Annotated in this window: 10 protein-coding genes; 3 read left to right on the forward strand and 7 right to left on the reverse strand. The window is 61.9% G+C overall.

The window, feature by feature from the left end:
* Window positions 1-81 precede the first annotated feature (81 nt).
* Window positions 82-1437 (reverse strand): MFS transporter, encoded by a 1356-nt coding sequence (locus M0D68_RS35720; protein WP_211704027.1) that lies wholly within the window; start codon window positions 1435-1437, stop codon window positions 82-84.
* 164 nt (window positions 1438-1601) lie between these two features.
* Entirely contained in the window at window positions 1602-2774 is a 1173-nt protein-coding gene (locus tag M0D68_RS35725) for a M20 aminoacylase family protein (RefSeq protein ID WP_200621577.1), read from the reverse strand.
* A gap of 118 nt (window positions 2775-2892) precedes the next feature.
* On the opposite strand from M0D68_RS35725, the gene M0D68_RS35730 reads away from it, so the two are divergent.
* Window positions 2893-3843, forward strand: a complete 951-nt coding sequence (locus M0D68_RS35730; RefSeq protein WP_093647062.1) for a LysR family transcriptional regulator — start codon at window positions 2893-2895, stop codon at window positions 3841-3843.
* Window positions 3844-3952: 109 nt separating this feature from the next.
* The gene (locus M0D68_RS35735) at window positions 3953-5329 is read left to right on the forward strand and encodes a hypothetical protein (RefSeq protein WP_266226813.1); all 1377 of its coding nucleotides are present in this window, start codon (window positions 3953-3955) and stop codon (window positions 5327-5329) included.
* A 23-nt stretch (window positions 5330-5352) separates the two neighbouring features.
* Here M0D68_RS35735 and M0D68_RS35740 read toward each other — a convergent pair whose 3' ends face one another.
* Both M0D68_RS35740 and M0D68_RS35745 read right to left on the reverse strand, forming a co-directional pair.
* Window positions 5353-5811 (reverse strand): hypothetical protein, encoded by a 459-nt coding sequence (locus M0D68_RS35740; protein ID WP_266226814.1) that lies wholly within the window; start codon window positions 5809-5811, stop codon window positions 5353-5355.
* Between the two features lie 129 nt (window positions 5812-5940).
* On the reverse strand, window positions 5941-7377 hold the full coding sequence (locus M0D68_RS35745) for an aldehyde dehydrogenase family protein (RefSeq protein ID WP_211704030.1): 1437 nt from the start codon (window positions 7375-7377) through the stop codon (window positions 5941-5943).
* Between the two features lie 206 nt (window positions 7378-7583).
* On the opposite strand from M0D68_RS35745, the gene M0D68_RS35750 reads away from it, so the two are divergent.
* A complete protein-coding gene (locus M0D68_RS35750) occupies window positions 7584-7955 on the forward strand; it encodes a cupin domain-containing protein (RefSeq protein ID WP_200621573.1) in 372 nt (123 codons plus the stop codon).
* A gap of 115 nt (window positions 7956-8070) precedes the next feature.
* Here the strand turns inward: M0D68_RS35750 and M0D68_RS35755 are convergent, their stop codons facing one another.
* The 3 genes from M0D68_RS35755 to M0D68_RS35765 all read right to left on the reverse strand — a co-directional run bounded on the left by M0D68_RS35755 (window position 8071) and on the right by M0D68_RS35765 (window position 12474).
* A complete protein-coding gene (locus M0D68_RS35755) occupies window positions 8071-9462 on the reverse strand; it encodes an FAD-binding oxidoreductase (RefSeq protein WP_200652169.1) in 1392 nt (463 codons plus the stop codon).
* Window positions 9463-9621: 159 nt separating this feature from the next.
* Entirely contained in the window at window positions 9622-11226 is a 1605-nt protein-coding gene (locus tag M0D68_RS35760; RefSeq protein WP_266226817.1) for a cytosine permease, read from the reverse strand.
* 267 nt (window positions 11227-11493) lie between these two features.
* Window positions 11494-12474: a LysR family transcriptional regulator gene (locus M0D68_RS35765; RefSeq protein WP_093647048.1), complete on the reverse strand. Its 981-nt coding sequence runs from the start codon at window positions 12472-12474 to the stop codon at window positions 11494-11496.
* Window positions 12475-12482 lie beyond the last annotated feature (8 nt).

The following is a 12482-nucleotide window of genomic DNA, read 5'->3' on the forward strand; positions in this document are numbered from 1 at the left end:
GCTAATAGACCACTAACAATTCAAGGAAAGGCCAAAGCCCTAAGAACACAGACAATAAGCGCCGCGTAGGCAAAAAAACCATCAATCTATAGCCCTACCTGCAGTCTCCCTCATAAACGGCAACGGCAACAACGACACCACCCCACACCCAATCAAATACCAGGCAGGCGCCAAATTACTCCCCGACACCTGAATCAACCAGGTAGCAAAAAACTGCGCAAACCCACCAAAAATCGAAACCCCTAAACAATAAACAATCGACATCCCCGTAGCGCGAATCTCGCGCGGAAACATCTCCGGCAACATGACGATATTAGGCACCGCGGTAAACGCGACAAACACAGCCAGCACAGCAACAACAGACAACAAAACCGGCACCGTGGGCAAAGCATTAATAATCATGAAGGCCGGATACACGGCAACAATCAACATCACCCGCGAAATCCACAAAACGCGTTTGCGCCCCACGCGATCAGATAACGATCCCGCAAATGGCGAGCAAATCACCGTCACAATCGCCGCAGTCCAAGCGGCCCACAACGCCGACGACATCGGGAAATGCAAAATCCGAATCGCGTAGGTCGACAGATAAAACAGCACGATGTAGTTCGCGGCCGTGCCGCCAATCGTCGTCAACACACCCGTCGTGATCACGCGCGAATGCTCGCGGAACAACTTGCGAACCGGCTGCGCATCAGGCGCCTGGGCCGCAGAAACCGTACCGTCTTCCACGCCCGGCAAGGTTTCGTCCAGATGCCGCCGGATGTAAATGCCAATCGGACCCATCGCCATGCCGATCACAAACGGCACACGCCAGCCCCAGCTCTCCAACGCAGCAGTGGACAGCGCCGCCGCCAACGCAACACCCAGCAGCGAGCCACAAACCGTGTTCAAGCCTTGGCTCACGAACTGCCAGCTTCCGTAGAACCCCCGCGTCTTATCGCTGCCATATTCAAGCAACAACGATGTCGATGCACCAATCTCGCCGCCCAGCGCGAAGCCCTGAATCAAGCGCGCAAGGATCACCAGTAGCGGCGCGGCGATGCCGATCGCCGCGTACGTCGGTGCGAACGCGATGATCGCCGAGCCGAGTGTCATCAGCCACAGTGTGAGACTCATCGCGGCCTTGCGGCCGGCGCGGTCGGCATAGGCGCCGAGCACAATGCCGCCCACCGGACGCATGATGAATCCCACGCCGAACGTGCCGACCGCCAGCATCAGTTGCGCAAGCTGCCCTTCCACCGGGAAATACAGCTTGCCGATGATCGTCGCGAAGAAACTGTAGATCGTGAAATCGAAAAACTCGAGGCCGTTGCCAAGCGTGATCGCAGCAATCGCCTTGGCGTGACTCGTGCGTTTGGCCGGCGGCGTAGCCGATGCGTCACCGAGGTTCACAGCGTCGGTGCCTGCGGGTTGCGGTGTAGCGGAAATGTCCATCTGTCTCTCCATGGTGTCCTTCCTGCCAATGCGCGGACCTGCGGCCTTGTGCGCCTGAAAGCAATGGACGGTCTGACTGGCTCCAACACGGCCTTGATGGCCCCGCGGGTCTTCGTGACCCTCGGAGCCTTGCATGGCCTCAGTTCAACGCGATGCCGCCTGCCTCAGACGAGGAACGTCTGCGCAAGCCGCACCCAATACGCCGCGCCGGTAGCGAGGCAGTCGTCATTGAAGTCATAGCCCGGGTTGTGGACCATGCAACCGCCCTCGCCGTCGCCATTGCCGATGATCAGGTAGCTGCCAGGGCAACGCTCCAGCAGGAACGCGAAGTCTTCACTGCCGGTCAACGGTTGCATGTCGGCGATCAAGCCGTCTTCGCCGAGCCAGTCGAGCGCGACCTGCCGTGCGAGACCGGTCATCTGCGCATCGTTGACGAGCACCGGATAACGTCGTTGATAGTCGACGTGCGCACGCGCGCCGAACACCGCCGCCTGTCCGCAGGCGACCGCCGTGATGCGCTCCTGCAAATAGTTGCGAACCTCAGGCTTCAGCGCGCGCACGGACAGACGCATCTCCGCGGTTTCAGGAATCACGTTCGGTGCTTCGCCGGCGTGGATCGCGCCGACGGTGATGATCGCCATGTCGAGCGGCGCAATGTTGCGCGATACGATCGACTGCAAGGCCAGCACGATCTGCGCGCACACCACCACGGGATCGACCGCCTTGTGCGGCACCGCGCCATGACCGCCGCGGCCGGTCACCTTGATGATCACCGTATCGGACGAAGCCATGAACGAGCCCGGCAGGAAGCCGAACTTGCCGGTAGGGAAGCCCGGCATGTTGTGCATCGCGAAGACCGCGTCGCACGGGAATTTGTCGAACAGGCCGTCTTCGAGCATTTTCTTCGCGCCGGCCTGACCTTCTTCAGCGGGCTGGAAAATCAGGTTCAACGTGCCGTCGAAATTCTTTTCCTGCGCCAGATGCTTGGCGGCCGCCAGCAGGATCGCCGTGTGGCCGTCATGGCCGCATGCGTGCATCTTGCCGGGGACGGTGCTCGCGTACGGCAGGCCGGTGGTCTCGTGAATCGGCAGTGCGTCCATGTCGGCGCGCAGGCCGAGTTTGCGCGTGCCGCTGCCTACATTCAGTTGCCCTACAACACCGGTCTGACCCAGCCCGCGATGCACGGTGTAGCCCCACTCCTGCAAGCGCTCGGCGACAAGGTCACCAGTGGCGAACTCTTCGTAAGCCAGTTCGGGCTGCGCGTGAATGCGGCGGCGCAGCGCGATCATTTCGTCTTCGAGTTCGGCGATGCCCGCCGGGATGGCCATGGTGTTCACGATGTTGTCTCCGTCGATGAAAGCGTGAACCGAGCATAACCACGCCGATTTTCCAGCGGCAGGCGTAGAATCGTTGCGCCAGCAACCAGTGGTTGCCACCCATGTACGGGTTTTCCAGATGAAACTGCATCAACTCAGCACCTTAGCGGCCATTGCGGATACCGGCAGTATCCGGGCTGCCGCCCGTTCGCTCGACCTTTCGCCGGCCGCCGTGACCAAGGCCATGCGCGAACTGGAGGCCGATCTGCAAGCGCCATTGCTGGTGCGCGGCGCGAGCGGGGTCGCGTTCACGGAGTTCGGCCGCGCGCTGGTCGTGCATGCGCGGCTGGTGCTCGGCCAGTTGCAGCGCGCGGAAGCAGAGATCGAGGCGATGCGCGGCGCGGCGGCCGGCAAACTGTCGATCGGCGTCACGCCGTGGGTGGCGCTGACTTTTCTGCCGCCCACAGTGCAGCGGTTCCGGCAGCACATGCCGGAAGTCCAACTGGAATTTTTTGAGGGGCTGCTGGGCGTCGTGCAACCACGCCTGCGTGACGGCAGCCTCGACTTCTCGATCGGCCGTCCGCCGCCCGCTTCGCCGCAATCGGAGTTTCACAACGTACCGCTGTTTTCAACGCATTCGGCGGTGTGCGCGCGGCGCGATCATCCCAAGGCGGGTTGCCGCACGCTGCTCGAACTGGAAGACGCCGAATGGGTGCTGAACTGGGACCCGGCAAGCCGCGAGTCGATCTCGGACAATCTGTTTCGCAAGCGCGGCATGAAGGTGCCGCACACGATCCATCTTGCGCACTCGCTCTCGGTCGTGCTCGGCCTGCTCGCACGAACGGACATGGTCAGCATTTTCCCGTGGCCGCTCGTCGAAGTGCTCATCGCAAAGGAGAACCTGTGGGCGCTCCCCTTGCGCGAGACGGTGGATGAAACCATCGTCAGTATCACGTCACGCCGCGGCGCGCCGACGAGTCCGGCGGCCACGTGTTTTCTGGAGTGTTTGCGCGAAGTCGTCGACGAAGGCTCGCGCTCGCAAGACCCTGAACTGCGCCGCCTGTTTCATTCGATCGAACTGCTGCTGTAGTGATGTGGTGGGGGTGGCGGACCCGCGGCGCTGTAAGCTGAATCGCATGCATGCCCGCTATGCTTCGAGTGCGCAGCGGCGCGTCGCCCTGCCGTTATCCCGAGCGACCGTGATCCAGAATCCTGACAACGAAGCCGACCGCAAGGCACAGCCTCCGGGCACGTCAGCGGAGTATGCCGACGACAGCGCCTCGCTCGATCCGTCCCATCACCGCGCGCTCGCTGAAGCGCGACGCGCCGACGGCGACGAACTGGCCGCGGTCGCGCATCTGATCGCCGCCCACACGCTGGACGCCTACACCGCTGCGGCACCCAACGCCAGTGCCGCGAATCTCTGCGATGTCGCGACCGGATATTTCATGAAAAGCGATCATGAGATCGCCGAATACTGGTACCGCCTCGTTCTGAAGCTTGATCCGCATGTCGCCGTTGCTTGCCAGAATCTGGCCGCCATCCTCGCAGGCAGCGGACGCGCGAGCGAAGCCGCCGCATATCGGGAACGTGCCTACCGGATCCAGCGTGTCTTTATCGAGGGACGCGGCGCCGGGCAGCGCCGTGTGCTGATCCTCTGCGCGGCACACACCGCCGGCAATGTGCCGTTCGATGCTCTGCTGCCCAGCACGACCTGCTGCCGCATCAAATACGCTATCGACTACGCCGCCGACTCAGAAGACCAGCAGTTGCCGCCCTACGACCTCGTGTTCAACGCGATCGGCGATGCGGATATCGCCGCCCCGCTCTCCGGACGACTCGCGCGCTTCGTCTCGCGCTGTGCGCGGCCCGTGCTCAATCCGCCCGACGCTATCGCTCGGACCCAACGGCATCGTACCGCGAGCCTGTTCGACGGATTGCCGGACGTGCAGGCGGCACCTTGCGTACGCAGCGAAACCGCACCGGCTTCACGCAATGCGCTTGACGCGCTGCTCGCGGCGGCTAGCATCGACTTTCCGGTCCTCGCGCGTCCTGCCGCGACACACGGCGGCGAGGGGCTGACGCTATGCGAGAGTCCCACCGCGCTCGAATCATGGCGCTCGGCACAAACCGACGTTTGCTACCTCGCAGCGTTTCGCGACTATCGCAGCGCCGACGGCTTCTACCGCAAATACCGGATCATTTTTGTCGACCGGGAGCCGTTTCCGTACCATCTGGCGATTTCGCCGCACTGGATGGTGCACTACTACTCCGCCGACATGGAACAGCATCCGTGGAAGCTGGAGGAAGAGCGGCGCTTCCTCGACAATCCGCACGTCGCACTCGGCGAGCGCGTCATGAGTGCGATCGCGGCGATCGGCAGACGGCTCGATCTCGACTACGGCGGAATCGACTTCACGGTGCTGCCCGACGGACAGGTGCTGGTCTTCGAAGCGAACGCGACCATGCTGGCCCACTTCGAGCGCGCAACCGGCACCGTCGCCCACAAGAATCCGTACGTGCAGCGTATCGTCGATGCGTTCGAACGGATGATGTCGCGTCACTCCGCGATCTGAAGGTTCGTCCGAAGGTTAGTCCGTTATTGGCTGGATAGATGCTGCTGCAGATACGGCACGAAGCCGTTTTGCGTCGGCCCAATCTGCTTGACGCAATCATCGTAGTCAGAGCCCATCGCGCGATCCTGGCCGTACATGCCACGGCACTGCGCGTACAGCGTGATCGTCGCCCCGCTGCCCTTGGTCACGCGCGTGGCCGAATAGACCGCATGTCCCGAGCGGCTCGGCACGTCAGTCTCGATCGCCACCGCGTCCGCGCGGACGATCGACGTGTAAGAATGCGCCGCCACGTAGTCCTTCGTGAGCGACCAGGCCTTGTCACACTGCGCCTGATCCGCGCACCCGACAGCGGCGTTACGCTGGGCGCTATCAAGCAGGTTCTCTGAGCGGGTAAAGTCGCGCGCCTGCGCTTCCTGTTTTTCTGTGGATGAACAGCCGCCCAGGGCAAGCGCAGCAAGCGCAATAGCGATAGTCTTTTTCACTGGTTCAAGATCCGATGGCGAATTCCGGCAAAGATTATAGACGCCCGCCAACAGCGTTCGCAGATTGGAACCGCCATCGAAAAACTGCCGGCGCGGTGATGGTCCTCACCGCCCGGCCGTCGCGCAGTGTCAGCTCGCGTAACCCACCACGCCCTTGATCTCCAGAAAATCCTCAAGACCGAACTCGCCGTACTCACGGCCATTGCCCGATTGCTTGAAGCCGCCGAACGGCGCATCGGGGCTGTAGTCCGCGTAGTTCAGATAGATCGTGCCGGTACGCAGGCGCTTTGCCACGGCATGCGCATGCTCGATCGAGGCGGATTGCACATAGCCCGCGAGACCGTAGAGGCTGTCGTTGGCCATCGCGATCGCTTCATCTTCCGAGTCGTAGCCGAGGATCGACAGCACCGGTCCGAAGATCTCTTCGCGCGCGATCGTCATGGTCGGCGTGACATTGCCGAACACCGTCGGGCGCACGAAGTAACCATCCTTCAATCCCTCAGGCCGGCCCGGGCCGCCGGCCACCAGCGTGGCGCCCTCTTCGACGCCCACACCGATCAGCCGCTGGATCTTGTCGAACTGCTGCTCGCTGATGACCGGCCCGAGATCGATGCCCTTCGCATTCGCGGGACCGACGACCAGGGCTTCAGCCGCTTCTTTCGCATAGCCCAATGCCTCGGCGAGGCGTGCGCGCGGCACGAACATGCGCGTGGGCGCATCGCACGACTGGCCGCTGTTGTCGAAACATGCACGGGCGCCGCGCATCACCGCCTGCTTCAGATCGGCATCTTCGAGAATCAGGTTGGCCGATTTGCCGCCCAGCTCCTGGTGCACGCGCTTGACCGTATCCGCCGCGGCCTTCGCGACTTGCACGCCTGCACGCGTCGAGCCGGTGAACGACATCATGTCGATGTCCGGATGACGCGACATCGCCTCGCCCACCGTTGCGCCTTCACCGTTGACGAGGTTGAACACGCCGGCCGGCACACCCGCCTCGTCGAGGATCTCGGCGAAGATGATGCCGGAGAGCGGCGCCAGTTCCGAAGGCTTGAGCACCATCGTGCAGCCGGCCGCGAGCGCGGGCACGACCTTGGTGGCGATCTGCAAGGCCGGCCAGTTCCACGGCGTAATCAGCCCGCACACACCGACCGCTTCCTTGCGAATCAGAATGCTGCTCTTCACGTACTCGAATTCGAACGTGTCGAGCGTGCGGATCATCGTTTCCAGATGCGCGACGCCGGTCCATGCCTGAGCATCGTTCGCATACTGCAGCGGTGCGCCCATCTCGCGGCTGATCGCGTGCACCATGTCGTCGTAGCGCTTGCGGTAGACGTCGAGAATCGCTTGCAGCAAATCGATTCGCTGCGCGATCGTGGTCTCGCTGTAGGCCGGAAAGGCACGCTTCGCCGCAGCCACGGCACGGTCGACATCGGCCGCGCTGCCGAGCGAAATCTGCGCGAACGCGGTAGCCGTGGACGGGTCGATCACGTCGAGCGTGGCAGCGCCTGCCGGGTTTTGCGGATCGACCCATTGTCCGTCGATATAAAACTGTTTGGCGTGTTGCATGGGCTTGTCCTTTACATGAATGGTTGGGTCAGACCTTGGGCCGAGAAAGCGCCCGGGAGCGGTATCGAATGCTTTACATCGACGCCGCTCAATCTGAATGTCTTCAAATCGAAATTCATCGCTACGCAGCTTTGGCTCAGACTCCGGTTCTGCTTCGATTCCGTCTTCGAATCACTTGTTTTCGACCACATAACCAGGAGAGACACATGAGCACCATCACTTTCACCCGCATCGACGCTAAAGGCCCCGGCGCTTCCGGCCTGAACCCCGCCCTGCACGATCCCGCCGACGTCATTCTCGAAGGCGCCAAAGCACCGCACGCCCTCAACGCCTTCTCCGACGCGGGCAACATGCTGTCCGCCGGAGTGTGGCAATGCGATGCGGGCACGCTGAAGCTGGCCGACCTGCCGATCCACGAAGTCTGCGTGCTGATCGAAGGCGAAGTCGTCATTACCAGCGACGACGGCCGCAGCGAACGCTATGCCGCCGGCGACGCCTTCATCCTGCACAAGGGCTTCTCGGGCACGTGGCATATGCCGGTGGCGACCAAGAAGTACAGCATCGTCTACTGCGGTTGATTCATACTGCATCGCAGCGTTGCTTCAACAAGAACCGCACCCCTTAAGGTGCGGTTTTTTTATTCTGGCGGCAATCAAAAAAAACCGCCGGACACATCGACACCTACCGCAGCAACTACATCGGGAAGCCCAGCGCCTTGATCGAATTGATCCAGAGACGCCGCCAGCCACCGCGATCGTCGGCCCCGTCGAATGCGTTGAAGGTAATCTTCGCGGCGATCCAGCGCAATGGTTCCGGCGGAATATACGACGGCCCCTTGCGCGAAATATCCAGCGACGTAATCAACGTCTCGCGATTCCACAGCATGTCGAGCCCCATCTTCGCACCAAAGCGGCTGCCCGCCACGCCGAACCCCGTATAGCCCGCGACGAACACGCTCTTGCCACCGTGATAGCGGCGCGCGAACACGGCGCCACGCGAGCAGTAGTCGATCGGACCACCCCATGCATGGGTGAAGCGCACGTCGTCCAGTTGCGGGAACGTACGGTAGAAGGCTTCGGCGAGCTTGTAGTATGTGCTCTCGTCACGATCCGCGGCCGGATTTGGATCGCCGCCGAAGTGATAGCTCACACGGCCGCCGAAAATGATCCGGTTGTCTTTGGTGAGACGGAAATAATTGAGCTGCGTGCGCGTATCGTAGATGCCCTGGCGATTGTTCCAGCCGATCCGTGCCATCTGCTCGTCGCTCAACGGCGCAGTCGCGATGATGTGATCGCGCACCTGCATCACGCGGCGCTTGATGTCGGTCACGCCCACATCCGCCGTGCCGGTGCCAAGCAGCACGCGTGGCGTTTCGATGCTGCCCGCCTGGGTGTGCACCATCATCGTTGCGCCGCGATCTTCCATGCGCGTGATCGGCGAGTGTTCGTGCAAACGCACACCGAGTTTCAGCGCGGCGGCCTTAAGGCCCCACGCGAGTTTCGCCGGATGAATCGTGCCGCTGCGATTGCGCGACCACATCGCGCCTGCGAACAGCGGTGAATCGAGTTGTTCGCGCGCGCCTTTGCTGTCGAGCAAAACGACATCATGCCCGTGGGCTACGTGCAGTTCGTAATCGCCCTTCAGATGATCGAGGTGGCCCGGATCGACGGCAACCGTCATCTCCCCATTCCATTCGACGTCTGCCTCAATGCCGTAACGCGTCAACGACTCCTTGAAGCCGTCGAGATTCTCCTGGCCCAGCTTTTCCAGCACGTCGAGGTCCTGCGGGAAGACGCGCGTCGCATTCGGCAGACCATGCATCACCGACGTGGAAATGATCCCGCCCGGGCGGCCCGATGCGCCGTAGGCCACCTTCCCTGCTTCGACCAGCACGACGTCGAGTGACGGGTCTGCTTCTTTCGCCTGAATCGCGGCCCACAAACCGGTGAACCCACCGCCGACGATCACCAGATCCGCGGAAGTCGGACCGATCAATTCCCGTTCGACAGCCGGTGCACGCGGATTGTCCAGCCAGAACGGAAACAGCTTTACACCTTCAAACGCGCGCTTTACTGACTCGCTCATTTTGTTTGCCTACTCAACTTGAATACCATTGCATTTACTGCGCGACTGTTGCTTCGGTGCGGTCTTGGTGACACTTGAACGCAGCTTCTAATGCCACCTCGATGCTGCGTTCGGCGCCGTGTCCCTGCGCCTTGCATTGAACACCTCGAACCGCACGATTCAACCCGCGTCCTGCGTGTCCAGCACTTCTTCGCGTTCACGTCGTACGGCGTGCTGCTGCGGTTGCGTCTTCATTTGCGCGCCGCCGGCCTTAAGCCTGGTCACCGGCACCACCGGATGCACCGTCGCATTGGGCTGCGGACCGCTACGCAACCAACGTCGGCCAAGCGGCCCATACACGCCATCCGGTTCAGGAAAGCACTGCAGCAACGCGATGTACAACGCGCAGGCCAGCGTCAGCGAAACCGGCATGCTGATGTCGAGACCACCGGCGAGCTGCCCGAGTGGACCGACGAACTGATCCGGCAAATTGACGAAGCACAGGCCGACCACCGCGCTCGGAATCCACGCGCCCATCGCGCGCCAGTTCCAGCCGTGCGTGAACCAGTAGTGACCGCCACGGCCGCCGCGATTGAATACCTGCAGATCGTCGGACAGATAGAAACCGCGTCGCGTCACGAAGCCGATGATCATGATCACCATCCACGGGCAACTGCAGACGTTGATCAGCACCGAGAACGTCGACACGCTTTCGACCAGATTGAAGGCGAAACGGCCGAGAAAAATGAAGCCGATGGCGAGGCTGCCGATCAGCAGCGTGGCGCGCACGCGGTTCAGAAACTTGGGGAACATGCTCGACATATCGAGCCCGGTGCCGTACAGCGCGGTGGTGCCCGTCGACATCCCGCCGATGATCGCAATCAGACACACCGGCAGAAAGAACCAGTTCGGCGAGATCGCCAGCAACCCGCCCACGTAGTTATTCGAGGCGATAAAATCCGGCGCCTTACTGGCAATGATTGTCGCCGTGGCGAGGCCGAAGAAGAACGGCACGAAGGTGGCCAGTTGCGCGAGCATCACCGCGAGGATCGTGCGCTTCTTCGGCGTGTTCTGCGGAATATAACGAGCCCAGTCGCCGAGCGTGCAGGCGAACGACACCGGATTGCTCATCGCAACCAGCACGGCGCTCACGAACGCCGGCCAGAAACCCACCGAGCCGAGCGCCACCTTGCCGGCGTACGCGCTATTGAACGGCCCGGCGAACGCCACGATGCCGACCACGAACAGCAGACTCGCGGCCCACACGGCGATCTTGTTGACCCACAACATGAAGCGGAAACCGTAGACGCAAACGGTCAGTACCAGCACCGCAAAGAGACCGTACGCGAAGCTCAGCGTCATCCAGTTGACCGGCAGGCCGAGCAGATGATTCGCGCCGCCCACGAGCGCGTCGCCCGAACTCCACACCGCCAGCGAGAAGAACGCGACGGCGGTCAACACCGCCAGAAAGGAGCCGACGATCCGGCCATGAATGCCGAAATGCGCCCCCGACGAAACCGGATCGCTCGTACCGTTGCGCGGACCGAACAGGCCCATCGGCGCAAGAATGCACGAACCGATCACCACGCCAAGCACGATCGAATAAACGCCCGCCTTGAACGACAGACCGAGCAGCACGGGAAAACTGCCGAGCACCGAGGTGGAAAAGGTATTGCAACCGCCGAACAGCAAGCGGAACAGATCGATCGGCCGCGCATAACGCGAGCGATCCGGAATGCGTTCAAAACCGAATGTTTCGACTTGAGTGATGCTGTTGCTGCTCATTGTCTCCAACTCCTGTAACGGCCAGGTCAATCACAATGGCTCGCCACGAGGATGCGGCGTCCACTTTTCTCGGATATCTGGACGTCACTGTAAAGACAATCGGCGCGGGCAAAAATATCGCCCGCCCAACCTTTACTTCGATCGCGGGCGATGTAAGCTGAAATGCCCGTCCTATAAGGCTCTACGAATGCAACTGGAGACCGCGCGAGGACCTCCTCCGGGCTTGCTCTAACGCAAACGTCGAAGCGAATAGCGAGAATCCGCGCCTCAAATCGGGCTCGCTTCGCGCGCATCACGCGCCTGGCGGCGCCGTTTCGCGGCGGCGACAGTCGGCAGCGGGATCGGCACCGCGCCTGACATACCGTGCTCGATCAGAAAATCGCGGAACAGGCCGGCGACATGCGGCAGGCGTTTGTCGGACACATGCATCACGTACCAATCGCGCTCGATTGGATTCGCGGGCAAAGGCAATAACGCCAGCAGACCCGCCTGAAATTCCAGCGAACACGCATGCAGCGACAGAAACGCGATGCCCAGCCCCGCCTCGACCAGTTGCTTGATCGCTTCGTTGCTCGAGAGCTCAGACCCGATATGCAGCTTGTGACCGGCGAGCCGAAACAGATTCTCGACCGTCGAGCGCGTGCCGGAGCCCCGCTCCCGCACGAACAGATTCGCGGTTTGCAGATCGTCCAGCGACAAGCGCTTTTTCTTCATCAACACGTGGGCAGGCGAGGCGACGAACGCCATCGGATGCTTGGCGAACGCCGTGGCCACTGTGCGCAATTCACGCGGCGCGCTACCCATCACCGCAAGATCGATCTCGTGCGTGGCCAGCATGCGGATGATGTCGGCGCGATTGCCGACCTTGAATTGCACCTTCACTTGCGGGCGCGATTCCGTGAAGCGCACCAGAAAAGGCGGGATCAGATATTCGGCGGTGGTGATCGCGCCAATGCGCAGTGTGCCGCCCTGCTCGCCATGCAAGGCGGCGAGATCATCCGCCGCGCCGTTCCACAGATCGAGGATTTCCAGCGCATAGCGCGCGAGGATTTCGCCCGCTGCAGTCAACTGCACGCCACGGCCCACCCGCTGCAATAGCGGCGCACCCGCTGCCTCTTCGAGCAGGCGCACCTGAAGCGACACCGCCGGCTGCGTGAGCTTCAATTCTTCCGCTGCGCGCGACACGCTGCCGAGCTTCGCGACCGTATGCAAGGCTTTCAATTGACGAAACGTGGCGGCTTTTAACATAAGTGAAA

Source organism: Paraburkholderia sp. SEWSISQ10-3 4 (assembly GCF_030464785.1).
Classification (GTDB): Bacteria; Pseudomonadota; Gammaproteobacteria; order Burkholderiales; family Burkholderiaceae; genus Paraburkholderia; species Paraburkholderia aspalathi.